Source organism: Brevibacterium antiquum CNRZ 918, from assembly GCF_900169145.1.
In the GTDB taxonomy this organism is placed as follows: domain Bacteria; phylum Actinomycetota; class Actinomycetes; order Actinomycetales; family Brevibacteriaceae; genus Brevibacterium; species Brevibacterium koreense.
Map to the genome: position 1 here is coordinate 1 of NZ_FXZD01000005.1, position 25,865 is coordinate 25,865.

Here is a 25,865-nt window from a genome sequence, read left to right on the forward strand (position 1 = left end):
GGGCGAAGAGGACCTCGCTCGAGGCCCAGTAGCCTCGACCAGGCAACCTCTCCCAGGCCCTGGCGCCGAACTCCCTGACCACCAGCCCGCACCGATCCACCTATCGGCACCAAGATGGATACCCCTTAATCCCAATCATCGCCGATTTGACCACTCTCATCGGCGTTGGCGACATCGTTGGCTGGAGCGCCGACGGCGTGATGGTTTTGGAGTGCAAGAACCGGCCAGCCCCGCAGCACGAGCCCACGACCGGGCGACTGGCTCGGCAGCGTCGGCGCGGGGAACAGCTCGAGACATACTTGACCAGTAGCACTCTCGATGAAGGCGACTTCGTGCGGCAGGCGCACGCCATATCATTGCCGTCTCCAGATTGGGCCGCGGTCGCCGGCCTGCTCGAACGCTGCGAGGCATCGCCGACTAATGTCGCGGTTCACTCGCTCGGGCCGAACGACATCCTCGTGGCCGCAACTTCACAGGCGACAGTGGAACAGGTCGGGAGAGTGATGGCCGCCTTAGGGGATTCAAAGAATCCGTCGGTGGCGTTCTACTCGGAGCTGATCGACACCGCCAGTTACCGGCTGATGGCACCGTCCAGCTATCCGATCGGAGGTGAACGACGATGGCGGCTGCTTGAAGGTGACCTGCAACTGGTCAGATTAGTCGATACAGGCAACTTTGCGGCAGGGTTCGATCACGAAGGTGCGGCAGTAACGTTGGTGCCAGAGCGGTCCGCGGGGCGGCTGAATTTGCGGATTGACATCGACGGCCAGGAGTACACAAAGTTCACACATCAGCTAGCTGAGTTCTGCTTATGGATGCCAGTGCCGTTGGCGGCGCTACGGCTGACACTGATCGACTACGCCCGGATACTGCTCAACGACCGTGCATCAATTGCCGAACTCGGAGACAGCCGAGACCTCGCCCCGGGCGACAACGTCAAGTACGCGACTATCTACCGACCTGACTGACTCCACTAGGTGCCAACCCCGGTCATCGGCCGAAAGTGGTCCCCACGATCGCTGGAATCTGACCCGGGAACTTGCATCTGCAGCTGATGGTGACTGGCCGCCCCGAGGACAAGCGGCGAACGCCGGTGGGCGGCACTATAGTTGAGTCATGGTTCGGCTTGGAGGTTTTCCCGATTCTAGCTCTCTTGACGAGCAGATCTTGATCGAAAGCACGACGGCTGGGGACTTTGAGACAGTCCAAAAGTTTTTGCCTCCTGGCCCGGGGCGTGAGAAGCGATTGGTCGAGCTTCGAAACGCAATGACGTCGAACGCTGCAAAATTGCCGAGTTTGGTCGATGAACTCCGCAACATAATTTCTGGAAGAGACTTGGTGCAGCTGCTCAATTCGGTGGTGGTCCCTGCCTCGATGGTCAGCCTCGGCGAAGGAGAGGGTCTGGCTGACGGGGATCGAACCTCGTCGTGGGCTGCAAAGATCGAGTACCTGGTGGGAGTCGTACTGTCGATTGATCCCTCTGGTGAGGCGGACACCCCTCGGGTGATCACAGAGAGAGTGCTCCAGCTCGTTAGCGCGATTTTCGAAGCGGACTCCGCACGAATGATCACGGAGGAACTGTCTAACGCGAACGGTGACGAGCCTGAGCGGGAGTTGCTGTTGCAACAGTTGAAGATGGAGTATCAATCGGATCGGATGCCGGGTTATGCCGTACATCTTCAGCGGGTGGATGACGAGGTCTTCGCCCGACATCGGGACTACTACTTGAAGGCTCTGGGGTTCTGCCCTGCTGACGTGATTAGGATTACTCGCAAGCACGCACGCTGGGCGAACGAGTCGTTGAATTCGGCGCTTTTTGATATGGCGAACCTACACAACAACGCAGACATTGATCCTGAGGCTGCGGCACTACCCCTCCGGCAGGCATTCGACGCGCCAACGCTGTGGGAGCCGGACGTCGTTGCAGAACATTCGGGCGTCTCGGTTGAACAGGTCAGAGCCATACTGGACTTTTTCGCAACAAATCTCCACTGCCAGCCTGATTTCCGTCTACCCGGTGACAAAAATATTGCACGAACGCACCCCGTTGTCGAGCTCGACGACGGAAGGTACCTGGTTCCAGACCCTTGGGCGATGTCTGCTGTCCTCCATAACCGACTCGCGGTGCAACAGCGTCTCGGATACGATCCGGCAAAGTATCACAAACACCGACAAGACGCGCACGAGCGTTTGATCCTGAACTCGTTGCAGAGTGTATACGGTGAACACGCGTGTGGGTCTCGGCATTATCTATCTCCTTCAGGCGAAGGCGGAGAAATTGACACATTGGTCATATCAGAGTGGCCGCTCGTTATCGAAGGCAAAGCAATTAGCCTGACGGAGGCAGGTCGCCAGGGAAAAGCGCGTCGGGTCGAAACGAAGCTCGCGGAGATCCTTGGAAAGGCCCTAGGCCAGACAAATCGAGCATTGAGCTACATCCTTGAGGAAGAAGGACGTGAGTTCTCGCCCAAACCTTCTAGTCGAGCAGAAAAACTGCTACCAGACGCAGTCTCGGGCGGCACAGCGGTCGTTGTTACGTTCGAGCGCATGGACCCCTTGGCATTCAGCGGAACGGACGTGCTCGACTCCGTTCGTCGACCAACTTGGATAGTTTCGCTGACCGATATGTTTATGGTGGCGGACGTTTTGAAAACACCAGGCGAGTTCAGCCACTACGCGAAAACGCGAGGTGGTATGGTCGGATCCAAGACCATGGCCGCCTCAGAAGCGGATCTCCTCGGCGCCTATCTAGCCGATCGCCTGCGCATCATTGACCAACCGAGTTTGAACGAATTCGATCGCGTAATCATCGGCTATTCCGCTGATGAGCTAAACGAATTCTATACTTCGCGCGAGCTCGGTCTGGCTGCCGAGAAACCGGGAACTGGTGTTCCTGCAGATGTCACGGACGCACTGGCGAGGACCACACATGCGCCAGGATGGACCCATTGCGTCGATACGGTGATGCTAGCGCAACCGACTGCGTGGAAGAAGTGGAAGCGATTCCGCAACCGGCATCGACGCGGTGGCACATTCACGTATGGGGATTTGTCTCTTGCAGTCGTGGCACACGGCGAGCCTTCAATCAACTGCACTGCTGCGTCGATCACGCTCCACGTTCCTGCGCGAAGGTGAAGAACGGTACCGGTGGTACCCGATTGGCCCCCCATTAAAGAAACTAGCTAGATTGGGCCTACTTGATGGTTACGTGACACGTTGGCATCGGTTTAGAGAAGGCTCCCGAATTCACACGCTCTACCCAATAAGCCGGAGCTCCACCAACCTAGGTCACCATGAGGCATCTTGCTCGTGAATTGGGCGAGCAGGGCAATCACCGTCGCTTAGACATTTCAAGAATTAGTCATGTGGAATCCGGTCGAGATGTCAGATGGCTGAACGCCCCCATCTAGGCCGACTAACTTAGCTACGTGCGCAACCAAGTCACCCAAGACTCTCGTGCCCTCGGCACCGTCCTTAGCGGATATGAGAGCCCTGTAAAGTCTCATAGTTTCCGCGTCGTGACCAAAGAGTAACGGCAGCTCATTGAGCCTAAGAACGAGTTGACCCTGATCGAGTCGCCATCGCATGATTTCTCGCACGAGACCGACTCGAGCCTGCTCCTGCCGCTCTTGAAGCTGCTTTGAGAACGACCACCTCTGTTGAAAGTAGCTCCCGACAAGAGTCACAATGGTGCCCGCGACCACGCCTAGCGTTCCCGACCAAAGCGCCAGCGCTACGTCAGTCATCCGACTCCCACCTACACATTGAACCGAAACTCCAACACGTTCGGTAGCCGAATAACCTTTGACGTAGATTGACTCCATGAGTGCTGAGCCTCGGCGGGCCGCCGTCTACCTGCGGATCTCTCAGGATCGCGAGAACCGTCGCCTGGGTGTGGACCGCCACAGGGAGGACGCCGAGGCGCTCATCAAGGCTAGAGGATGGACTCCAGCAGGGGTCTACGAGGACAACGACATCTCCGGCAGTGGAGTTCTCCGATGGCGCCATCTCCCCCGCCCTGCTGGGCGAGGACCTGACCGTGGGGGCCTACACGACCGGGGGCGGGCACGCGCCTGCCGGCCGCGCGGTGGGCAATCGCGGCGGCGCCGGCCGGTGCCAACGGCTGCCCGACCGGCCCGGACGGCTTCCGGGTCACCGGGCGGCGCCCGCCCCCGCCACCACGAGGTCGATGAGCCGGCGGAGCACCACATCGACGTCCTCGCCGTCGATCCGTCTCTGCCGGGAGCGGTTGAGCTCGGCCAGCACCCCGGCGACGATGAGGCGGGCGCCGGCCGCCGCAGCCGCACCGGGCTCCTCGACGGCAGTGCCTGTCGCACCGTCCCGCGCAGCTCCGATCGCACCGGAAGCGTCGGCCCGGCCGTCCTTCAGGCGCGCGGCGATCTGCTCTTCGAGGCGATCGACGCGGTCGAGGACCCGCCGGCGATGCGGCATGTCCGCACCGAAGAGGATCTCGCGCGCGACCCACGTCGCAAGCTCGGACCAGCGCCGCATCGCGGTGACGAGCGGCGAGATCAGCTCCGCGATCCGTTCCGCGGTCTCCCCGCCCGCCGTCGCGGTGCCGGGCGCGGCGAACGCAGAGAGCGAAGTGGTGGTCGTCGCGCGCTCGTGGGCTCCCCAGAGCGCATCGACGACCATCATGAGCAGTTCGACCTTCGTCGCCGCGTACTGGAAGACAGTGCCCTCGGCCACATCTGCCGCGCGCGCGACCTCGCTCATCGAGGTCCGCTCAAAACCGCGCTCCTCGAACAGCGCGCGCGCCGCGGCGAGGATGCGGGCGCGCTTCTCCGCCTTCGCCCGCTCGCGCCTGCCCAGCATCGCCGAGGGCGCCAGCTCCGTGTCATCCCGAGTTCCCATGCGGAAATTGTAGTCGACTCAATTCTGAGTAGACTCAATATCGACGCCGGGTGATCGGCATCCGGCACGCTTCAGGAAGGATGGATCATGCAGCACACGGCAGGTAACTACGAGGCGTTCGCGCGTCCCCGCCCCGCACAGCACGCGCGGGAGACGAAGGCCTACATCGTCGGCAGCGGGCTGGCCGGACTCGCGGCGGCCGTCTTCCTCATCCGCGACGCCGGGGTCCCCGGTGCCAACGTTACGATCCTCGAGAAGGACGACATCGCCGGTGGTGCGCTCGACGGCCTCGACGTCCCGGAGAAGGGCTTCGTCATCCGCGGCGGCCGGGAGCTGGAGAACCACATGGAGTGCCTGTGGGACATGATGCGCTCCATCCCCTCCCTCGAGCTCGAGGGCGCCTCCGTGCTCGACGAGTTCTACTGGCTCAACAAGGATGACCCCAACTACTCGCTGCGTCGGGCCACCGTGCGCCGGGGCGAGGATGCGGGCCACGAGGGCCGCTTCGACCTGCCGAAGCGGGCCCAGAAGGATCTGCTCAGGATCTTCCTCGCCGAGCGTGCGGAGATGGAGGGCAAGCGCATCGACGAGGTGATGGGCCGTGAGTTCCTCGACTCGCCGTTCTGGATGTACTGGCGGACGATGTTCGCCTTCGAGGAGTGGCACTCCGCGCTTGAGTTCAAGCTCTATCTCCACAGGTTCGTCCACCACATCGGCGGACTGCCCGACTTCACGGCGCTGAAGTTCACGAAGTACAACCAGTACGAGTCCTTCGTCCTGCCGCTCATGCACTACCTCACCGAGCACGGCGTCGTCTTCCGCTCCGGCACCGAGGTCCTCGATGTGGACTTCGCCCACCGCAACGGCGAGATCCGCGCCACCGCGATCCACTGCCGCCGCGACGGCGCCGAGGAGACCATCGAGCTCGGTGAGCACGACCTCGCGCTGATGACGATCGGCTCGCTGGTGGACAACTCCGATGACGGCGACCACCACACGGCCGCCGTGCTCAACGAGGCCCCGGCCCCGGCCTGGGACCTGTGGAAGCGCATCGCGAAGAAGGACCCGTCGTTCGGGCGTCCGGAGGTCTTCTGCTCCTCGATCGAGGAGACGAAGTGGGAGTCGGCCACCGTCACCACGCTCGATCAGCGCATCCCGGCCTATATCGAGCGCATCGCCCAGCGCGATCCGTTCAGCGGCCGCGTGGTCACTGGCGGCATCGTCACCGCCGAGGACTCCTCCTGGCTGCTGAGCTGGACGGTCAACCGCCAGCCGCACTTCAAGAAGCAGCCGAAGGATCAAATCGTCGTCTGGGTCTACGGCCTGTTCGTCGACGTCGACGGCGACTACGTGAAGAAGCCCCTGGCGCAGTGCACCGGCGAGGAGATCACCCAGGAGTGGCTCTACCACCTGGGCGTGCCCGTCGAGGAGATCCCCGAGCTCGCGGCGACCGGCGCCCGGTGCGTGCCGGTCATGATGCCCTACGTGACGAGCTTCTTCATGCCCCGCCGCGCGGGTGACCGGCCGCAGGTCGTGCCGGAGGGGGCGACGAACTTCGCGTTCCTCGGGCAGTTCGCGGAGACCGGCCGCGACACGATCTTCACGACCGAGTACTCGGTGCGCACCGGCATGGAGGCCGTCTACGAACTCCTCGACGTGGAGCGCGGCGTGCCGGAGACCTGGGGCTCCACGTACGATGTGCGCGACCTGCTCGAGGCCTCGGCGCGCATGCGCGACGGCAAGAAGGTGGAGATGCCCGGCCCGGCCGCGCTGCGCGGCTACCTGCGCGGCAGGCTCGAGCACGGGGAGATCGGCCAGCTCCTCGAGGAGCACGGCCTCATCTGAGCCCCGCCCACCGCGGGTGCGCCTCGGGCCCGGTCCCGAGGCGCGCCTAGGCTGGTCTCATGTCGCCCACCGCTCCCCTCGGCTCCGAATCCCGCCTGCCCGCCGCCTGGCGCCCCTGGCGCCGGCCCTCGCCGCTGGCCGGTGCGCGGCCCACGCCGGCCCAGCTCGCCGCGGCGGCGGACGGCCCGGCTCGCGACGACGTGCTGCCGCTGCCCGGCGATGCCGAGTCCGCGGGCCTGGTGCGCCTGCTCATCGTGGGCATCAACCCGAGCCCGTGGACGACCGCGGTCAACGCCCCCTTCGCGCGCCCGGGCAACCGCTTCTGGCCCTCGCTCGCTGCGGCAGTCATCCTCCCCCGCACCGTCGATGCCTCGCGGGGGCTGAGCCCGGACGACGAGCGCCTGCTGGCCGAGCGCGGGATCGGGATCGCCAACCTCGTGGGACGGACCACGGCGCGCGCCGCCCAGCTGATGCGCATGCCCCACGTGTCCTCGCAGTCGAGCAGGCGCGGGATGTTGACGGCGAGCACGACGTCCCCCGCGGGGCGCGGCGGCGCCGGCAAACCGGGCGGCCGCCGGCGGCGGTGCCGGTGGCGAGCTCCGCGGCGCGGGTGTGGAAGCGGGCCGCGTCGTAGCGGGTGGAATCGCGGCCCTCGGCGGCGAGGTGGCGCAGCAGCGCGCCGGGGTCGAGCAGCCGGCACACGCGCACGGCGACCGCGATGAACATGACGCCTCAGCCCACGGTGATGGCCACCGCGCCGACGGTCGAGGCCCAGGGGCGATAGGCGTCCCCGCCCACCGCGATCGAGAGCGCGATGAGGAACGCATAGGCGAACGTGCCCACGAAGCAGCCCAGCCCCCACTGCATGACGCGACCGGCCTGGAATACCGGCGAGATGCGCACCGACAGGGCGGTGACGCCCAGGCTCATGGCGGCCGTCAGCGCGCTGAAGACGAGGCCGGCCAAGGTGACCATGGCCCCGAAGATGATGCCCAGCAGCGAGCCCACGCCCCCCGCGTCGAGCTGCGGGTAGTGAAGCGGCGGCGCGAGCGCGCGGTCGGGGGCAAGCAGCACGGCGCCGAGTGCGAGGGCGAGCAGGAAGAGGCGCAGGGGGATGCCCCACATAGTGGGCACGCGGGCGTGGCGGCACATGGCCGCCCATGCGCGGCGGTCGGCGGCGGTCTCCCGGCGGGCCGGGCCCGCCTCGGTATCGCCGTCCCTCAGCGCTGCACCCACACGAACCTCCTCGCGACCGGGCCGCCCGGCGGCGCGCCCGCCGCACCGTGGCGCGGCAGGTCAAGCCTACCGAGCGCGGCCCACCTCCACCACAGAGCGGGCGGGACTCAGCCCTGCGGGTCGTCGTAGAAGCCGCCGCCCGCGCCGGCGCCCATGCGGCCGCGGTCGATGTAGTGCTCCTTGAGCCAGGCGGCGAGGCGCTGGCTGTGTTCATCGCCGCTCGACAGGATGTTGTAGGCGGTGCCGAGGCCCACGACGTCGTAGATCTGGAACGGTCCCATGGGCGCGCCCGTGGCGATCCGCCAGACGTTGTCGACGTCCTCTGGCTGTGCGTAGCCGCCCGCCGGCAGGTCGAGGGCCGCATTGAGGAAGGGCACGAGCAGCGAGTTGAGCACGTAGCCGGGGCGCTCCTTGAGCACGGGGATGGGCACCATGCCGATGGCGCGGGCGAACTCCACGACCGTGTCGAAGACCGCGGGGCTCGTCTCCGCCGTGCCCATGACCTCGGCGGTGTTGAACTTCCAGATCTGGTTGGCGAAGTGCAGGGCGAGGAAGCGGTCGGGCCGCCCGGTGAAGTCCTTCATGTCGCTGGGCAGCAGGGTCGAGGAGTTCGTCGCGAAGATCGTGTGCTCGGGGGCGAGCGCCGCGAGCTTCTCGTAGGTCTCGCGCTTGATGTCGAGGCGCTCCGGGACGGCCTCGATGATGAGATCGGCATTCCCCGCGGCCCGCGCGAGGTCCGTCGTCATCGCCAGGCGCTCGAGCGCTGCCTGTGTGCTGGCCTCGGTGGCGCCCTCGACCTCAGCCCGGTAGGCGGTGACGAGCGCGTCCAGGCGCTTGCGGCCGGCGCTCAGGGCCTCGTCGCCGATGTCGTAGACGGTGACGTCGAAGCCGGAGTAGGCGGTCTGGTAGGCGATCTGGGCGCCGAGCACTCCGGCGCCCAGCACGGTGACGCGGGCGATGTCGCTCATGGTGTTCCTCCTCGATGGGCCGCCGGGGGCGGCAGCCGCGCAACCTGCGCGCCTATTTTTGAGTGTACTCATTTTTCCGCGCTCGGCAAGGGCGCGGCCCGGCGCCCGCTCCCCTAGCGTCCGGGCCACTTCCGCAGCGCGCGGCGGCGAACCGCGCCCGGTCGGCGGGCGCGACCAGCCCGGCAAGCGCCTCGGGCTCGGCTGGCAGCCCCGCCCGGCGCGCGCCCTCGAGCGCCTTAGCATCGAAGAATCGAAGACCGGCGGGAGGGACCAGATCCCCTGGACCTCGCCCAGGAAGATCTGCGCCCCGGCGGACCCGATTTCGGGAAAGGGGCGCAGCAGGCGGCTCAGGGCCGCGGGCTCCGCGTGCCCCGCTGCGCGCAGCCGGCGCAGGTCACCGCCGTAGTCCGCGAGCAGCTGCTCGGACATGCGGCCCAGGCGGGTGGCAGTGCTCTCGTCGTAGCGGCGGTAGCCGGCGCGGCGACGCGCTGGCAGTGCGTCGAGGCGCGCATGTGCGCGGGGGTGGTGAGGCCGGCGTCCCACAGCTCACGCGCTGCGGCCACCGCGATGTCCGCCCCGATCCGCGCGGCCAGGAGGTTGGCGAGCACGAGCAGCTGGAAGAGGGGCGCGGGGCGATCGGCCAGATCGATGCTGGCCTGCTGGGCGTAGGTGGTGCCGTGCTCGTCGAGGAGGTCGCCCGCGATGCGGGCGAGGGGCTTCGCCATGGCGCCCACCCTAGGCCAGCCCCCGCATCGTTGGTGGAGGTCGCCTTGAGGCAGCACTGCGACTACTGAAGTACCTGCGCGATACGAAAACGACGTTCTCCATCAAGTCCGTGCTACTCACAATCCTAGTCGGTAACTCCATCGAGAGCTGGCGCTCCGCGGACGATCCGGAGTAATACGGCGACATCGCGACAGCGCTCGTGCACGTCATCGAAGACCTCAACGACTACCTTCAGTCCAACCCGACGATGCCGTCGATTTACGATCCGGCAAGCACCGGCCGAGATTTCCGGGAACGATGGGACCAGGATGGATGCTCGAACTTCCGGGCCCAGATTCTCCACTACGCCACGAAGATGCGGGAGGCGTACGACGCTGAGACTGTCAACGACTCCGTGGCAGCCTGGCAGGACGCCTTCGGACCGTCGTTCAATAAGCCGGCTGTCGAGGCTGCGCAGAAGTCGTTGCCCGCCGAGCAGTTCATCGACACAATGCTCCGCATTCCGATCCGATTGGAGAATCGCGTCACCTTGTTCGGAAGGGTCCGCCGCGCCGGAGTTGTACGAGCGTACGACCTACCCCGCCGCGAAGACCGAGTGCAGAAGGATCGAACAATCGACTTCGAATTGCGAGACCTAGATGTCACAGGACCTTACGAGGTCTATTGGAAAGTGAAGAACCACGGTTCGGAAGCTGTCCAGGCAGGCCAGCCACGTGGTGACGTCATAGTGGGCGGGGACACCCGATACGAGAGCACGGCGTTTGTGGGGAGCCACTACGTCGAGATGTACATCGTCCAGAACAACGTCTGCGTCGCCAAGGATCGCCAACCAGTGATCATTCAACCGCGCTGAGACGCTCTCCAACACCCACCGTCGCCAAGACCTTGGCAACGATGCCGCCGAGGTTCTTGTCCGTCTAAGGAGCGGCCTGCTTGGCCTTCGCCCGTCTGACAGCCCACCGGGGACAATGGTGGTGTGAGCAGCTCCAACTTCTTCGACAGGTTGCTTGCCGATACATGAAATTGCTCGTCCCCACGCCAGAGGTTAGATTGAAAACCTAAACTCCACCACATCGCCGTCGGCCATCACATAGTCTTTGCCTTCCATCCGGACCTTGCCGGCGGATTTGGCAGCGGCCATGGTGCCGTTGGCATCGAGGTCGTCGAATGAGACCACCTCGGCCTTGATGAAGCCCTTCTGGAAGTCGGTGTGGATGACTCCGGCTGCTTCGGGGGCCGTCGCGCCCTTCGGGATCGTCCAGGCACGGGATTCCTTGGGCCCAGCGGTCAGATAGGTCTGCAGACCCAAGGTGTCGAAGCCGACGCGTGCCAGCTTGTCCAGACCGGCTTCCTCCTGCCCGGTCGATTCCAGCATCTCCCGGGCCTCTTCTTCGTCGAGTTCGGAGAGCTCCGACTCGAACTTGGCGTCCAAGAAGATCGCTTCGACCGGGGCCACCAGAGCACGCATCTCAGCCTTCTTCTCTTCATCGGCGAGCACATCGTCGTCGACGTTGAAGACATAGAGGAACGGCTTGACGGTCATCAGCTGCAGTTCGCGCAGCTGCGTGACATCGAATTTGTCGGCCTGCATCGCCTGGAAAAGGGTCTTTCCGCTCTCGAGGATCTCCACGGCGGCATCGATGACGGTCAGCTGTTCTGCCGGTGCACGCTTGCCCTTCACTTCTTTTTCGATCCTCGGCCGCGCCTTCTCCAAGGTCTGCAGGTCCGCGAGGATGAGCTCAGTGTTGATGGTGTCGATGTCGTCGGCGGGGCTGATCTTGCCCTCGACGTGAATGACATCGTCATCGACGAAACCGCGGATGACCTGGCAGATCGCTTCCGCCTCGCGGATGTTAGCCAGGAACTGGTTGCCCAGGCCTTCGCCTTCGGACGCGCCTCGGACGATCCCGGCAATATCGACGAAGTCGACGGTTGCATTGAGGATGCGTTCGGAGCTGAAGATCTCTGCCAGTCGAGTGAGTCGCGCGTCGGGCAACGGCACCACGCCGACGTTCGGTTCGATCGTCGCAAACGGGTAGTTCGCCGCGAGAACTTGGTTCTTGGTCAATGCATTAAACATGGTCGACTTGCCGACATTGGGCAGTCCCACGATTCCGATAGTTAGAGCCACGGTAGCTAAGTCTATCCCGCCGCCGAGGTGCGGGTCTAAATCTCGTGTCAGTGCCGTCTGTCACGCTCGAGTCATGAATTCTTTCCCCACCGCTGGACTTCCCATCGTCTTCATCCTGGCGATCATCATCAGCGCCGCCCTCGGCTTCCTCCTCGGTCGCGCGCACATGCGTTCTCGCTATATCGAGCGACTCACCAGAGCAGAGACCACGTCTCGGATCCTCACCAGCCGGACGGAGGATCTGGAAGCCGATGCGCAGATGGCCGGTGAGATCACCGCTGCAATCGGGCCGCTGGCGGCAAGCGTCAACCATCTGCAGGAGAATCTTCAGGCTCAGGACCGAACTCAGCTCGAGCAGATCACTCGCCTCAATACGCAGATCGGCCACCTCAGCCAACAGAATCTCCGGTTGCAGGAGTCGACGGGTTCACTGGCCAGTGCCCTGAACTCGACGACTCAGCGCGGTGACTGGGGTGAAGTCCAGCTCAGACGAATCGTCGAATATGCGGGACTCCTCCCCCATGTGGACTTTGAGACACAGGTCAGCAGCGTGCGTGATGGTAAACGCCATCGACCCGATATGACCGTCAACCTACCCGGAGGCGGAACGATCATCATCGATGCCAAGACGCCGCTGTCAGCTCGCATGGACGACGCAGATGCCAGCGATGAAGATCATGCTCGAGCACTTCTGCGCCATATCGATTCTCTGGCGTCCAAGGAGTATTGGAAGTCCTTCGACACCGCGCCGGATTTCGTCGTCTGCTTCGTCCCCACGGACGGACTGCTGTCCGCGGCGGCATCGACCTATCCGAAGATGATCGATCATGCTCTCGGCAAGAACGTCGTGCTCGCCTCCCCCGCCACGCTTCTGGTCCTGCTCAAGACCGTGGCGCTCAATTGGCGGCACGCGGACATGAGCACATCTGCGGCTGAGGTCCTCAAGCTCGGCACCGAACTCTACGAACGCATCGGCACGTTGGTCACCCACGTGACGCGAATGGGCTCGAGTCTCGACCGCTCGGTTGAGGACTACAACCGTTTCGTATCGTCGTTGGAATCACGGTTCCTCGTCACGGCCCGGAAGTTTCCATCCACGGGAATCGTCGCGACCGAGCTGGACACAGTAGCGGAGCTTGACTCACGTAGCCGTGGGATCAGCGCTGAAGAACTCTCGCGGCCACGCTTCTCAGGACAAGATCTTTTCGCGACACCAGACCGGAATGATCTGCGCGGTCGCCACACCGGCACCGATTAGGGAACGGGCCTATCTAGATGAGGTCGTGCTTCCGGTCGGCACCGTCGCGCTTGTTCGAGGTCTTCTCGCCTGCGGCCTTGAGATCTTTGCGCAGTTCGCGAGGCAGGGAGAACATGATGTCTTCCTCTGCCGTGACGATTTCCTCGACCGAGCCGAAACCGTACTCGGCCAACAGCTTCAGAAGATCCTGAACCAGCCCTTCTGGCACGCTCGCTCCTGAGGTCACTCCGACAGACGCGACATCATGGAACCAGGTTTCGTCGACCTCACGAGCGAAATCGACGCGACGCGCGTCCTTAGCCCCATGTTCCAGAGCAACTTCGACAAGACGCACGGAATTCGACGAGTTGGCCGAGCCGACGACCAGAACCAGATCGGACTGCGGGGCGATCTTCTTCACCGCCACCTGCCGGTTCGACGTGGCATAGCAGATGTCATCGCTTGGAGGGTCCTGCAGGTGTGGGAACCGTCCGCGCAGGATATCGACCGTGGCCATCGTTTCGTCGACACTCAACGTCGTCTGTGAAAGCCAGACCAGGCTCTGTGCATCGTCGATCTCGACAGTCTTGGCTTCTTCCGGGTTCTGGATCAGCGTGATGTCGTCGGGAACCTCTCCCATGGTGCCTTCGACCTCTTCGTGACCTGCGTGACCGACAAGCAGAATGTGGTAGCCGTCGCGGGCGAAGCGGACGGCCTCGCGGTGGACCTTCGTGACCAAAGGGCACGTGGCGTCGATTGTGGACAGCTCACGTGCGGCAGCCTCGGCGTGGACCGCAGGCGAGACACCGTGGGCGGAGAACACGAGCCGGGCCCCCTCGGGAACTTCGTCAGTCTCGTTGACGAAGACAGCGCCGCGTTCGGACAGAGTGTCGACCACGTGCCGGTTGTGCACAATCTCCTTGCGCACATAGACAGGAGCACCGTAGTGCTCGAGTGCACGCTCGACGGCGATCACTGCGCGGTCGACACCGGCACAGTATCCGCGCGGGGCCGCCAGAAGGACCTTCTGGTCAGCGCCTTCGGGCGTCCGGATATCCTCCGGGGCAAGACGTTTGCGCGGAATGGTGGGCATGGGTACAGATACGGCAGTCACAAGCTCAGTTTAGGCCGAGGACCTGAACAACGGCTACAAAGGTGAAGCAATCCACATCATCCCCCTCACCGATGGCGTTCCCGCGCGGCGCTCATTCCTCATGTCACCACCGTTCGTTAGGGTGGTGGACTGGAAGGGGAGACAACATGGCGCAACGAATTTCCGGCACTCCCGGGACTCTCGGCGAAACGCTCGAGACTCAGGAGCTGGCCGCGACAGCAGGCGAGACGACGGCAGAGAACCCGTGGCCCCTGAGTCTGCTCTCAAGCAAGATGAAGTCCTATATCGATCGTATGTCGAGCGTATGGATCGAGGGACAGGTCGTCGAGCTCAACCACCGCGGCAAGGCCAGCTATCTGACTCTGCGCGACACCGATGTCGAGATGTCACTGCCGGTGCAGATCTGGAAGAACGTGCTTGAACGCACCGGTGCACCACTGTCGGAAGGCAGTCATGTCGTCGCCAACCTCAAGGCTGATTTCTGGACGAAGACCGGTCGTCTGACCATGCGTGCCAATGACATCCGGGCCGTCGGCCTCGGCGAACTTCTTGCCCGACTCGAGCGGCTGAAGAAACAGCTCGGCGCAGAAGGCCTGTTCGACCCGAACCGGAAGAAGCGTCTGCCGTTCCTGCCCAATCGGATCGGCCTCATCACCGGCAGGGATTCCGATGCGCAGAAGGACGTCGTTCGCAACGTCGCTCTGCGCTGGCCGGCCGCCGAATTCGAAATCCGCAACTGCGCCGTGCAGGGACCCGATGCGGTGCCAGGTGTGATGAAGAATCTGGCCGAACTCGATGCCGATCCACAGATCGACATCATCGTCATCGCTCGCGGGGGCGGGAGCATGGAGGACCTGTTGCCGTTCTCCAACGAGGCTCTGGTCCGAGCGGTGTCTGAGGCGAACACCCCCATCGTGTCGGCAATCGGTCACGAAGCCGACCGCCCGATCCTCGACGAAGTCGCTGACATGCGCGCATCAACTCCCACCGATGCAGCCAAACGCATCGTGCCCGATGTATCCGAGGAGGCGATGAACCTACTGCGCGCTCGGGCTGAACTCGATGCCGCCGTCAATCGGATCATCGACCGGGAGCAGGAGATGCTCACCGCAGTCCGCTCACGCCCGGTCCTTGCCGAGCCTCAGACCATGGTGGATGCGCACGAAGAGCAGCTGCGACTGGTCCGTCGACGCAGTCTCCAAGCGACCACGACGCGCATCATGCAGGGGCAGACCGAGATCAGCCATCTGCGTTCACAGGCACGTTCACTTTCACCCTTGCGGACCCTCGAACGCGGCTACGCCGTCGTCCAAAACGACGATGGTCAGGCCATCAGAGACTCAGCCGAGGTAGTCACCGGCGCCGGCGTCCACGTCCGTGTCGCTCGCGGACGCTTTGACGCCGAGGTGACAGCGGTGCAGGAGAGCACCGATGACAGTCGAGCCTCCGAGCACTAACAGCATCTAGCCCAATCACACTCGATCAATCCCACGAAGGACACAATCATGACAGAACCGACAGTCCAGCAGACCCCGGCCGACATCAACTCCCTCAGCTACGAGCAGGCTCGCGAAGAGCTGGTCGGAATCGTCAAACGACTCGAAGCCGGAAATCTCCCTTTGGAGGATTCGCTGAGTCTGTGGGAACGCGGCGAGGCTTTGGCCGACCGTTGCCAGGGGTGGCTCGATGGGGCACGGGAACGCCTTGACAAGGCGCGCGAAGAATCTTCAGACGACGAGGACTGAGCCTCAGCTCAGCTGTTCGGCGACCTGCTTCGCGAAGGAGTCGATGGTCTCGGGAGTCGCGATTGCGGTGATGACGACGAAGGTGTCGCCCTTGCCTGTAACCCAGTATTCCTTGGCGTCTTCGGTCCGATAGATCTGGAAGTCCGAGCCGCCGACGGTCACCGTCTCAGCGGCAACTGCATCGTCGACTTGGTTCTCAGCCCAGTTCTCGGTGGCCTTCGCCTGCTCGATGCTCACCCATTGCCGTTCGGTGCCGATGAAGGACATATACCAGGAGGTGTAGTCGGATTCGCCCACGCGGTCCAGGCTCGCCTCGTTCGAAGTCCATCCACTCGGGATTTCAGGCACGATGAGTTCGAAGTCGGCACTGTCCTCGGATTGCTCCGCAATAGTCTGGTAGTCGACCACGCGCTGGGAGTCGACCTCCGGTTGCGGCGCGATCAGCAGAACCACTGCGACGACGGCCAGACAGGCCAAGATCGCGATGATCATGTTGACCCAGTTCGAGTTATTCCGCAGGAAGCGCATCTCTTCTCTGGACCCCGGGAGCATCACTTCGGACTCGTCAGCCATTGGCACTCCCTTGGAACTGGCATCCGTGCGTGTCACGGGCGCCTGCGCTCCCTCAGCGTAGGTTTCGGATTGGGCGTTCACATCGCCATTGTCCTCGCGGATGCCGCCAAGGGCCAATCCTGGGCGGGCATTCATGGTGGAGGCCACAGGGACGGAACGAAATCGTCCCGATGTCGGCGCCGAACGTGTGGGGTGGCACAATTGGACTTATGAGTGACTCCAATGAATCTGCTGACGTGAAATCTCATCATGACCGAGGCCGAGTGGATGCCGAGGCCCCTCCGGTAGCTGTGACCGATGCCTGGTCCCAGAAGGCACAGGTCGGAGCAGACGCCCCCGACCGCAACCTCGCCCTCGAACTCGTCAGAGTCACCGAGGCCGCCGCCATTGCAGCCGCCCCCTGGGTGGGCCGCGGCGACAAGATCGCTGCCGACGGTGCCGCTGTTGCTGCAATGCGCAACGTCATCTCGACTGTGCGCATGGCCGGACGAGTCGTCATCGGCGAAGGTGAGAAGGACGAAGCGCCGATGCTCTTCAACGGTGAGCAGATCGGCGACGGCGAAGGCGCCCACTGCGATGTGGCTGTGGACCCGATCGACGGCACCCGTCTGACCGCGCTGGGGATGCCCAACGCGATTTCGGTCATGGCGGTCACCGAAGATGGTGCCATGTACGACCCGTCAGCCGTCTTCTACATGGAGAAGCTCGTCACTGGCCCTGCTGCCGCTGACGCCGTCGACCTGCGCCTGCCTGTGGCAGAGAACATCCGCCGTGTAGCGAAGGGCAAAGGCACAAACGATCCGGCCTCTGTGACCGTGATGATCCTCGATCGTCCGCGCCATCAGAAGATGATCGATGAGATCCGTGCTGCAGGAGCACGCATCCAGCTCATCACCGACGGCGATGTCGCCGGCGCCATCGCCGCCTGCCGTCCCGGAACCGGTGTTGACATGCTGATGGGCATCGGCGGCACCCCCGAAGGCATCATCACCGCCTGCGCGATCAAGGCACTGGGCGGAGTCATCCAGGGCCGTCTGTGGCCGCAGGACGATTCCGAGCGTGAGGCTGCAGCCGCAGCCGGACTCGATGTCGACAAGGTGCTCAACACCGATGATCTCGTCACCGGTGACAACTGCTACTTCGTGGCCACTGGCATCACCAACGGTGATCTGCTCGACGGTGTGAAGTTCGACGGCGGACACGTCACCACTCACTCGCTGGTAATGCGCTCCAAGTCCGGAACCGTGCGTTCGGTCTTCGCCGAGCATCAGGCGGCGAAGACCCATTCGTATGTCGAAGCTGCCGAAGAGGCGGCTCGCCGCGGACTCATCTGAGCCTCGGCCTCTGGCCTCCACACCTCATCACCGTCGACACCGGACGCAACCGATTCGACCCCCTGACCTCACAACCCGGAAGTAGGTTCTTGACCGATGCCGAACGAAGCTTGGACACGTCTGCTCGAAGGAAATCATCGCTTCGTCGACGACGTTCCGCAGCATCCCAATCAGGACACCGCTCGACGTGAGGCACTGTCGAACAACCAGATGCCCTTCGTCACGCTTTTTGGCTGCTCCGACTCACGCGTGGCAGCGGAGATGATCTTCGACGTCGGCCTCGGCGACATGTTCGTCGTGCGCAACGCCGGTCAGGTCGTCGATCCGGTGACACTCGGTTCCCTCGAGTACGGGGTCGAGATCCTCGGCACTCCGCTGCTGGTCGTGCTCGGCCACGACAGCTGCGGTGCTGTGACGGCTGCGTATGACTCCTACGACTCCGGAGAGACTCCCCCAGGGTTCATCTCCGATGTCGTGGCGCGGATCCTGCCCACTGTGGCCAGGGCCCGCAAGAACAACCGCACAACCGTCAATGAGACGGTCGCGCAGAACACCATGGACACGGTTGAGAAGATCATGCAGCTCTCAGCGATCATCGCCCGTGCAGTCAATGAAGGTCGTCTCATCATCGTCGGCCTGACCTACCAGCTGCATGACGGTCGCATCACGGTCGTCGCCCAGCACGGAGGCGACGAGGACGCGGCCTCGACCGACGCTTCCTGAGCACGGCTGCACCCGCGGCCTCAGCAGACACAATGACGAACAGCCCAGACATTATGTCGGAAAGGACAACTATGAGCGAAGAGTTTCGCATCGAACACGACACCATGGGAGAAGTGAAGGTTCCCAAAGATGCTCTGTACAGCGCACAGACACAGCGCGCTGTGCAGAACTTCCCGATCTCAGGCAAAACCCTGGAATCAGCGCATATCGCCGCTCTGGCCCAGGTGAAGAAGGCAGCGGCGAAGGCCAACCTCGAACTCGGAGTCCTCGACGCTGACCGGGCAGAAGCCATCCAGAAGGCCGCCGAGGCGGTCATCGCCGGCGAATATGACGCCCACTTCCCCATCGATGTGTTCCAGACCGGTTCGGGTACATCCTCGAACATGAACACCAACGAGGTGCTTGCCTCCCTGGCGACGAAGGCCCTGGAATCCCAGGGCATCGACGTTCACCCCAACGACCACGTCAACGCTTCGCAGTCCTCGAACGACGTGTTCCCCACCTCCGTGCACGTCGCCGTGACCAAGGCGCTGGTCAACTCGCTGATCCCGGCGATGGAGACCCTGGCCTCCTCACTGGAGAAGAAGGCGAAAGAATTCGCTTCGATCGTCAAGTCGGGCCGCACCCACCTCATGGATGCCACACCGGTGACGCTGGGACAGGAATTCGGCGGCTATGCCGCCCAGGTCCGCTACGGCATCGAACGCATCGAGGCCTCGCTGCCCCGCGTCGCCGAGGTCCCCCAGGGCGGCACCGCCGTGGGCACCGGCATCAACACACCCGACGGATTCTCCGCACGCGTCGTTGAGATCCTCGCCGAGGAGACCGGCCTTCCCATCACGGAAGCACGCAACCATTTCGAGGCTCAGGCCAATCGCGACGGACTCATCGAAGCCTCGGGCCAGCTGCGCACGATCGCCTACGGCTACATGAAGATCTGCAACGATCTGCGGTGGATGGGATCGGGGCCGAACACCGGCCTCGGCGAAATCGCGATCCCCGACCTGCAGCCCGGTTCCTCGATCATGCCCGGCAAGGTCAACCCGGTCATCTGCGAAGCCACGATCCAGGTCGCTGCCCAGGTCATCGGCAACGACACCACCGTGGCGCTGTCCTCGACCAATGGTGCCTTCGAGCTCAACGTCGGCATCCCGGTGATGGCGTCGAACCTGCTCGAATCCATTCGTCTGCTCGCGAACTCCTCGACCGTCATGGCCGAGAAGATGATCGACGGACTCCAGGCCAATGAGGAGCGTGCCCGTTTCCTCGCCGAGGCCAGCCCCTCCATCGTGACTCCGCTGAACAAGGTCATCGGCTACGAATCGGCGGCGAAGATCGCCAAGCACGCCGTGGCCAACAAAATGACCGTGAAGGAAGCCACCATGGACCTCGGCTTCGTCTCCGACGGCTCCATCACCGAGGCCGACCTCGACAAGGCACTCGATGTCACCACGATGATCGGCAACTACAAGTAAGTCACACAGCAGAGGGGCCCGGTGGCAGGACTTCACATCCTGGCACCGGGCCCCTCGCATTCACCTCATCGAGCGCACACTGCGTGTTAGGAGCGGAAGGGATCGAATTCCTCGAGCACATCGGTGACCAGTGCTGCGATCTCGGAGCGTTCCGATCTGGTCAACGTCACGTGGGCGAACAGATCATGGCCCTTGAGCTTCTCGATCACCGCCGCGACGCCGTCATGTCGACCCACTCGAAGATTGTCGCGCTGCGCCACATCGTGGGTGAGCACCACCTTCGAATTCATCCCGATGCGTGAAAGCACGGTCAGCAGCACATTGCGTTCCAGCGACTGAGCCTCGTCGACGATGACGAACGCATCGTGCAACGACCGGCCCCGAATGTGCGTGAGCGGCAGAACCTCGAGCAAGTCGCGGTTCATCACCTCTTCGATGACGTTCTTGCTGACCAATGCCCCAAGGGTGTCGAAGACCGCTTCGGCCCACGGATTCATCTTCTCCCCCTCGGTGCCGGGCAGGAAGCCGAGGCTCTGGCCGCCGACGGCATAGATCGGACGGAAGACCATGATCTTCGAATGCTTGTTCTCCTCGAGCACCTTCTGCAGTCCCGCCATGAGGGCGAGTGCGGACTTCCCCGTTCCGGCTCGGCCTCCCAAGGACACGATTCCCAGCGCATCGTCGAGGAGCATGTCGATGGCCACCCGCTGCTCAGCAGACCGGCCGTGGACACCGAAGATGTCACGATCACCGCGCACCAGCGACACGCGCTTTCCCGAGCGGACACGACCAAGTGCGGAACCACGAGGTGAGGTGATGACGACGCCGGTGTTGACGACCTCATCGGCAACCGCCTCGGTGGTGGCCCACCCCTTGTCGTAGAACTGCGACATCTCGTCCTCGTCCAGTGACAGTTCGCTCATCCCCGTGAACCCGGAGTCGGTGGCGAGTTCCGCCAGATACTCCTCAGCCCGCAGGCCGAGGGCAGAAGCCTTCACCCGCATAGGCACATCCTTGGTCACAACCACCACGTCCTGGCCTTCAGCAGCCAGATTTCGGGCGACTGCGAGGATGCGAGTGTCGTTCTCCGCGCGATCGAAGCCGATCGGCATCGTCGATACATCGACGTGGTTGAGTTCAACCCGCAGTGTGCCACCGGCATCGCCGACGGGAACAGGCTCATCAAGCCGGTCGAATTCGGAACGGAAGTCATCGAGGATGTGCAGTGCTTTGCGGGCGGTGAAACCCAGTTCTGGATGATTGCGTTTGGCTTCCAACTCGGACACGACGACCAGCGGAATGACGAGATGGTGTTCTGCGAATCTCAACAGAGCACCCGGGTCGGAGAGCAGCACCGAGGTGTCGAGAACGTAAATGTGGACGTGTGCGGTCATGAGGACCCCTGTGGCGTGAGTACCGCCGAGATCCGAGTCCTGACATCCCCCGATCTCGGGTTGGTGTCGACCAACTACTGCCAACCTAACCCCGATTCGAGGCCAAGTGGGCAACGGCTCGCGTGTTCGGGAGAGTCGCGGTTGTGAACTTCGCGTGAACCGCGGACGGCCCGGGACCTATTTTCCGAAGCGGCGCTGGCGCAGGCCGTAGTCGCGGACCGCGCGCAGGAAGTCGGTGCGTCGGAAGTCGGGCCAGTACGCTTCGCAGAAATAGAACTCCGAGTAGGCGCTCTGCCACATGAGGAACCCGGACAGGCGCTGCTCACCCGACGAACGGATGATGAGGTCGGGGTCCGGCTGGCCCTTGGTGTACAGATGTTCGCTGATCTGCTGTGGGGAGAGTTCGGAGATGATCGTCTCCAAGTCGGTGCCTTCATCCGTGCGCAGGCGCAACAGCGACTTCACCGCGTTGACGATCTCCTGCCGTCCGCCGTAGCCGACTGCGACGTTGACGCGCATCTGGCAGTCCCCCGCCGAGGTGGCCGCCTCCAAACGTGCCCGCAGGCCCGGTGGCAGGATCTCCAGGTCCCCGACCAACTGCACCCGTACGCCTTTGAGAGCTGCGATCTTCTCGACCAGGTCGGAGATGATCTCGATGAGGACCTCGACCTCTTCGGCGGATCTGGCGAGGTTCTCCTTGGACAGGACGTAGAGCGTGACGATATCGACGTCGATCTCATCACACCACCCGAGGAACTCGACGATCTTCTCGGCTCCGGCCCGGTGCCCGTCGGCGGTGGTGGCACCGAATTCCTTCGCCCAGCGGCGGTTGCCGTCGGTGATGACACCGACATGCCTGGGCACTGGGACAGATTTGTCCAGCTCGCGCAGGAGCCGCCGCTCATAGAGACGGTAGAGCAGGCTCACCGGTCGCGCCACACTGTCCTCTTTCACACTCGGATTCCGGTCGATTCGACCACCTTACACAGTACTATCCCGAACGGCTTCACGTCAGCTGGCGCACCCCGAGGGTGCCGTTGAACGATCCCTCAGGTGAGGTCGATATCCTGAAACCATGAACGCACCAGTCACTGAACCGCCCTCACCCAGCTCCGAAGATCAGAGGTCAGTCGACTCCACATCCCCAGCGCAGTCGCGCTCCGGCTACCCTGTGCACATCGCCCGCAGGCGCTCCGCTCTGCGGCGTGAGTTGGACAAACTGGCAGGTCAGGTCAAACCCAAACTGCGTGGCTGGTTCCACGCAGCAGCCTTTCCCCTCGCGACGTTCGGCGGCTTGGCTCTGGTCATCATCTCCCCCACAATCGAGTCTCGGATCGCGGCTGCGATCTTCGCCATCACCGGGATGTTGCTCTTCGGGACCTCTGCCGTCTATCACCGGGGGCGGTGGCGGACTCGAGCCCGACTGATCCTGCGCCGGCTCGACCATGCGAACATCTTCCTTATCACCGCGGGCACCTATACGCCGTTGGCGGTGCTGACTCTGCGGACAGATCAGACGATCCTGCTCCTGTCCGTCCTCTGGGGTGCAGCAATCCTGGGAGCAGCCTTCAGGACCATCTTCACAACCGCGCCGCGGTGGCTCTTCGTTCCCATCTATGTGGGCTTCGGCGTCGCCGGAGTCGGCTACATTCCCCAGATCTGGGCGAGCAACCCTGCGGTGGGCATCCTCGTCGTGGCAGGCGGAGTCTGCTATGTCGTGGGTGCCGTGATCTACGGAATCAAAAAGCCCAATCCCTCACCGAAGTGGCTTGGCTTCCATGAGATCTTCCACATTCTGACGATCGCCGGCTACGGCTGCCATCTCGCGGCGCTTCTCGTTGCCGCGGTGGCTGCCTACTAGACGCCTGTTACTCAGCTTCTGACAGATCAGTCCTGAGATCGTGCAGGGTCGCCCTGCTCGGGGTCGGTCACGTTCTGACCCGGGGCGTCCTGCTCCGTTTGGGAATTCTCAGTCTCTGCCGCCGTTGACGCCTCCTCATCTGCGACTGGTGCAGATTCGCCGGAGAGCTTTGACTGGTTGGGCACGGCATACTTACGCATCGGGATCGGATACGCATCATCGGCATGTGCGCGTGCGCGCACGCGACGAACTCGTTTGAGGGCATCACGAATGAGGAAGATGATGGCGATGACGATGACCAGTGTGACCACGAAGCCGATCGTGCCGGGAGTCACCAGATCAGGGTCGGGGGCTCCGCTGGGGGTCGCGTCCTGTGCTGCAGCCAGAATCATGCACTCTCACCTGTCACTTCGTCGTACTCGTCTTCGTTCGGTGAAGCAGGCAGCATGCCCTCTGCTGGCACCTTCCGACCATCATCCAAGGTCACCGAGGCGAAGAGGTCGGTCTCTTGAAAATCAACGCCGGGTGTCAACGCGATCCGATCAGTGTTGTCGATGGCGAGCTCGAACTCCTCTGTCGGCCAGTACGTCCGCGCGGCTTTGCGCGAGGCGGAGAAGAACCCGCCGTCGGGATCGATCTGTGTGGCGTGTGACAGAAGAGCACGATCACGGGAAGGAAAGAACTCTGCACAGTCAATCGTCGTGCTCAACCAGTTGACCCTCTGGGCATCGCGTTTCTTGAAGTCCTCGATGTGGCCGGCGAAGGGAGACTCGAGACCTGCCTCGGTCATCTTCTCGTGGATGGTCACCCACTTCTTCGCGGACAGATCCTGGTTGAAGTAGACCTTCTCAACCTGCCAGGGCTCGCCGAGTTCCGGGTTCTTCTCCGGGTCTGCGGCGGCCGCCACCGCCGCCATCGTCACCGCGTGGTTCTTGATGTGATCGGGGTGAGGGTACCCGCCCAGCTCATCGTAGGTCGTCACGACCTGTGGGCGGAAGCTGCGGATGATGTGCACCAGGGGCAGCATGGCCACTTCGTCGGGGACTCGGTAGAAGCAACCGGGGGGCGTCTGGTTGTCGAAGTCACCATCGGGCAGTCCCGAGTCGACGTGTCCGACCCACACATGCTCGGCGCCCAGAGCGGCTGCGGCCGTGGCCATCTCTTCGCGACGCAGACCTGCGATGTCGCGGCTGGCCTTCGGACTCTGCAGCAGTGCAGGGTTGAGGATGTCTCCGGCTTCACCACCGGTCATGCTGGCGATGAGGACTCGAGCTCCGAGTGAGGCGTACTTCGCGCTCGTCGCCGCACCCTTCGAGGATTCGTCGTCAGGATGGGCATGAACCGTCAGCAGACGCAGTCCATGGTACGGAAGCGAAGTCATGTTTGGTGTGTCCCTTTCGATTCAGCCTGGTGACGTTCCGTTTCCTGCGCAACGGCTGAAATGATCGCAGGAGACGGATCGACTACTCTAGGTTAGTGCGCAATGTTCGTAGATGAGGAATTCAATGACTGAGGTAACAGTGGAAAAACCACTGCATGATGATCGCTATGGCCGCGTCCGCGAGCCCAAGCGCCGTCTGGGAAAGACGGCCACGATCATCGCTGTCGTCATCGTCTCTGCCCTGGTCATCGCGATTGCGTTCGTGGCATTCCGCCCCCAGACCACTCCCACGACTCCCAAGACACTCGGCTATTCAGTTGTCGACTCTTCCTTAACACAGGTCACAGTGGCAATATTTCCTGATCAGGATCGGGATGTGCACTGCATCGTGCAGGCGACGAACGACTATGAGGCCATCGTCGGCTTCACCGAGATCACCCTCCCAGCCGATCCCACCGCCGATCCCCACTCGCCCAGGCAGATGGACATCGATCTGGCCACGACGCAGCTGGCTTCGTCCGGCCACGCCGACGCCTGCTGGTTCGAATAGCGCTGTCTGCACGCCTCACCTCTGGCACAACTGCACTGTCACAACAGGAGTAAGCAGGCGTGACGGAGATCATCGTTTTCGCGTGCAGATGCGTTAGACTGTAGTTTCATTCACCATCCGGGCGTACCCAACGCCCGGTTTTTCGTTGCCTGACGCGCCTGTCAGCGCACCGAACCGAAGAAGGAGAAGTCATGACCGAGGATGTCACCCAGGAAGAAACATGGTTGACTCAGGAAGCCTTCGACCGTCTGTCGCAGGAACTTGAACACCTCTCCGGACCGGGACGTGCAGAGATTGCTGAGAAGATCGAAGCCGCCCGCGACGAGGGTGACTTGAAGGAGAACGGCGGATACCACGCGGCGCGCGAGGAGCAGGGCAAGCAAGAGGCACGCATTCGCCAGCTCGAGCTGCTCCTGCAGTCTGCGAAGGTCGGATCCAGCGACAGCGATGGCAAAACCGTGTCCCCCGGTTCCGTCGTCACCGCGAAGGTGGCCGGAAACGACATGCGGTTCCTGCTGGGCAGCCGTGAGATCGCCGGCGATTCCGATATCGACGTGTTTTCGGAGAAGTCCCCACTGGGCGCCGCGGTGCTCGGTGTCGCCGTCGGAGGAAAGTCCAGCTACGAAGCCCCCAATGGCAAGGAGATCAAGGTCGAGGTCAAGAACATCGAACCTTTCTCCGGCTGATCGAACAGCCC

Annotated in this window: 25 protein-coding genes; 14 read left to right on the forward strand and 11 right to left on the reverse strand. The window is 63.1% G+C overall.

Annotated features, from left to right (window positions below; all coding sequences use genetic code 11):
- The first annotated feature begins 146 nt into the window (after positions 1-146).
- Positions 147-968 (forward strand): hypothetical protein, encoded by an 822-nt coding sequence (locus BANT918_RS08280; RefSeq protein ID WP_101619807.1) that lies wholly within the window; start codon positions 147-149, stop codon positions 966-968.
- Positions 969-1,116: 148 nt separating this feature from the next.
- Positions 1,117-3,135 carry a hypothetical protein gene (locus tag BANT918_RS08285; protein WP_101619808.1) on the forward strand — a complete coding sequence of 673 codons (2,019 nt, stop codon included), beginning with the start codon at positions 1,117-1,119 and terminating at the stop codon, positions 3,133-3,135.
- 1,017 nt (positions 3,136-4,152) lie between these two features.
- On the opposite strand, the gene BANT918_RS08300 is transcribed toward BANT918_RS08285, so the two are convergent.
- Complete coding sequence (locus BANT918_RS08300; RefSeq protein WP_101619810.1) at positions 4,153-4,875, reverse strand: TetR/AcrR family transcriptional regulator; 723 nt, start codon at positions 4,873-4,875, stop codon at positions 4,153-4,155.
- Between the two features lie 87 nt (positions 4,876-4,962).
- Between BANT918_RS08300 and BANT918_RS08305 the strand changes: the two genes are divergently transcribed.
- Together BANT918_RS08305 and BANT918_RS17995 are read left to right on the forward strand one after the other, a co-directional pair.
- Complete coding sequence (locus BANT918_RS08305) at positions 4,963-6,720, forward strand: oleate hydratase (protein ID WP_086999542.1); 1,758 nt, start codon at positions 4,963-4,965, stop codon at positions 6,718-6,720.
- Between the two features lie 59 nt (positions 6,721-6,779).
- On the forward strand, positions 6,780-7,442 hold the full coding sequence (locus BANT918_RS17995) for a uracil-DNA glycosylase family protein (RefSeq protein WP_101619811.1): 663 nt from the start codon (positions 6,780-6,782) through the stop codon (positions 7,440-7,442).
- 10 nt (positions 7,443-7,452) lie between these two features.
- Here BANT918_RS17995 and BANT918_RS08315 read toward each other — a convergent pair whose 3' ends face one another.
- From BANT918_RS08315 to BANT918_RS17545, 3 genes are all read right to left on the reverse strand, one after another.
- Positions 7,453-7,956: a DUF2254 family protein gene (locus BANT918_RS08315; protein ID WP_101619812.1), complete on the reverse strand. Its 504-nt coding sequence runs from the start codon at positions 7,954-7,956 to the stop codon at positions 7,453-7,455.
- 107 nt (positions 7,957-8,063) lie between these two features.
- Positions 8,064-8,924 carry a 3-hydroxyacyl-CoA dehydrogenase gene (locus tag BANT918_RS08320; RefSeq protein ID WP_086999536.1) on the reverse strand — a complete coding sequence of 287 codons (861 nt, stop codon included), beginning with the start codon at positions 8,922-8,924 and terminating at the stop codon, positions 8,064-8,066.
- Between the two features lie 347 nt (positions 8,925-9,271).
- Positions 9,272-9,649, reverse strand: a complete 378-nt coding sequence (locus BANT918_RS17545) for a hypothetical protein (protein ID WP_208618058.1) — start codon at positions 9,647-9,649, stop codon at positions 9,272-9,274.
- A gap of 200 nt (positions 9,650-9,849) precedes the next feature.
- Here BANT918_RS17545 and BANT918_RS08330 point away from each other — a divergent pair, with 200 nt between their 5' ends.
- Positions 9,850-10,503, forward strand: coding sequence for a nucleotide-binding domain-containing protein (locus BANT918_RS08330; RefSeq protein ID WP_101619813.1), 654 nt, complete (start codon positions 9,850-9,852; stop codon positions 10,501-10,503).
- Positions 10,504-10,695: 192 nt separating this feature from the next.
- On the opposite strand, the gene ychF is transcribed toward BANT918_RS08330, so the two are convergent.
- Positions 10,696-11,781, reverse strand: a complete 1,086-nt coding sequence (ychF, locus tag BANT918_RS08335) for a redox-regulated ATPase YchF (RefSeq protein WP_101619814.1) — start codon at positions 11,779-11,781, stop codon at positions 10,696-10,698.
- A 73-nt stretch (positions 11,782-11,854) separates the two neighbouring features.
- Here ychF and BANT918_RS08340 point away from each other — a divergent pair, with 73 nt between their 5' ends.
- Positions 11,855-13,039 carry a DNA recombination protein RmuC gene (locus tag BANT918_RS08340; RefSeq protein ID WP_101619815.1) on the forward strand — a complete coding sequence of 395 codons (1,185 nt, stop codon included), beginning with the start codon at positions 11,855-11,857 and terminating at the stop codon, positions 13,037-13,039.
- A 13-nt stretch (positions 13,040-13,052) separates the two neighbouring features.
- Here the strand turns inward: BANT918_RS08340 and BANT918_RS08345 are convergent, their stop codons facing one another.
- A complete protein-coding gene (locus BANT918_RS08345) occupies positions 13,053-14,111 on the reverse strand; it encodes a 4-hydroxy-3-methylbut-2-enyl diphosphate reductase (RefSeq protein ID WP_101619816.1) in 1,059 nt (352 codons plus the stop codon).
- A gap of 167 nt (positions 14,112-14,278) precedes the next feature.
- Here BANT918_RS08345 and xseA point away from each other — a divergent pair, with 167 nt between their 5' ends.
- Entirely contained in the window at positions 14,279-15,589 is a 1,311-nt protein-coding gene (gene xseA, locus BANT918_RS08350; protein ID WP_101619817.1) for an exodeoxyribonuclease VII large subunit, read from the forward strand.
- A 48-nt stretch (positions 15,590-15,637) separates the two neighbouring features.
- Positions 15,638-15,877, forward strand: a complete 240-nt coding sequence (locus tag BANT918_RS08355; protein WP_101619818.1) for an exodeoxyribonuclease VII small subunit — start codon at positions 15,638-15,640, stop codon at positions 15,875-15,877.
- A 3-nt stretch (positions 15,878-15,880) separates the two neighbouring features.
- On the opposite strand, the gene BANT918_RS08360 is transcribed toward BANT918_RS08355, so the two are convergent.
- Entirely contained in the window at positions 15,881-16,585 is a 705-nt protein-coding gene (locus BANT918_RS08360; RefSeq protein ID WP_233430405.1) for a DUF4245 domain-containing protein, read from the reverse strand.
- A gap of 74 nt (positions 16,586-16,659) precedes the next feature.
- Here BANT918_RS08360 and glpX point away from each other — a divergent pair, with 74 nt between their 5' ends.
- From glpX to BANT918_RS08375, 3 genes are all read left to right on the forward strand, one after another.
- A complete protein-coding gene (gene glpX / locus BANT918_RS08365) occupies positions 16,660-17,784 on the forward strand; it encodes a class II fructose-bisphosphatase (RefSeq protein ID WP_101619820.1) in 1,125 nt (374 codons plus the stop codon).
- 96 nt (positions 17,785-17,880) lie between these two features.
- Entirely contained in the window at positions 17,881-18,507 is a 627-nt protein-coding gene (locus BANT918_RS08370; RefSeq protein ID WP_101619821.1) for a carbonic anhydrase, read from the forward strand.
- Between the two features lie 71 nt (positions 18,508-18,578).
- Entirely contained in the window at positions 18,579-19,982 is a 1,404-nt protein-coding gene (locus tag BANT918_RS08375) for a class II fumarate hydratase (RefSeq protein WP_233429316.1), read from the forward strand.
- A gap of 86 nt (positions 19,983-20,068) precedes the next feature.
- Here the strand turns inward: BANT918_RS08375 and BANT918_RS08380 are convergent, their stop codons facing one another.
- Both BANT918_RS08380 and BANT918_RS08385 read right to left on the reverse strand, forming a co-directional pair.
- Positions 20,069-21,376: a PhoH family protein gene (locus BANT918_RS08380; RefSeq protein WP_101619823.1), complete on the reverse strand. Its 1,308-nt coding sequence runs from the start codon at positions 21,374-21,376 to the stop codon at positions 20,069-20,071.
- A gap of 177 nt (positions 21,377-21,553) precedes the next feature.
- Positions 21,554-22,315 carry an isoprenyl transferase gene (locus BANT918_RS08385; RefSeq protein ID WP_101619824.1) on the reverse strand — a complete coding sequence of 254 codons (762 nt, stop codon included), beginning with the start codon at positions 22,313-22,315 and terminating at the stop codon, positions 21,554-21,556.
- 136 nt (positions 22,316-22,451) lie between these two features.
- Between BANT918_RS08385 and trhA the strand changes: the two genes are divergently transcribed.
- On the forward strand, positions 22,452-23,237 hold the full coding sequence (trhA, locus tag BANT918_RS08390) for a PAQR family membrane homeostasis protein TrhA (protein WP_101619825.1): 786 nt from the start codon (positions 22,452-22,454) through the stop codon (positions 23,235-23,237).
- Positions 23,238-23,263: 26 nt separating this feature from the next.
- Here the strand turns inward: trhA and BANT918_RS08395 are convergent, their stop codons facing one another.
- The gene (locus BANT918_RS08395; protein ID WP_101619826.1) at positions 23,264-23,629 is read right to left on the reverse strand and encodes a hypothetical protein; all 366 of its coding nucleotides are present in this window, start codon (positions 23,627-23,629) and stop codon (positions 23,264-23,266) included.
- Entirely contained in the window at positions 23,626-24,618 is a 993-nt protein-coding gene (mca, locus tag BANT918_RS08400) for a mycothiol conjugate amidase Mca (protein WP_101619827.1), read from the reverse strand. Before mca ends, BANT918_RS08395 begins: the two co-directional genes overlap by 4 nt.
- A 124-nt stretch (positions 24,619-24,742) precedes the next feature.
- Between mca and BANT918_RS08405 the strand changes: the two genes are divergently transcribed.
- The gene (locus tag BANT918_RS08405; protein WP_233430406.1) at positions 24,743-25,168 is read left to right on the forward strand and encodes a DUF4307 domain-containing protein; all 426 of its coding nucleotides are present in this window, start codon (positions 24,743-24,745) and stop codon (positions 25,166-25,168) included.
- A gap of 191 nt (positions 25,169-25,359) precedes the next feature.
- Entirely contained in the window at positions 25,360-25,854 is a 495-nt protein-coding gene (gene greA / locus BANT918_RS08410) for a transcription elongation factor GreA (protein WP_101619829.1), read from the forward strand.
- Positions 25,855-25,865 lie beyond the last annotated feature (11 nt).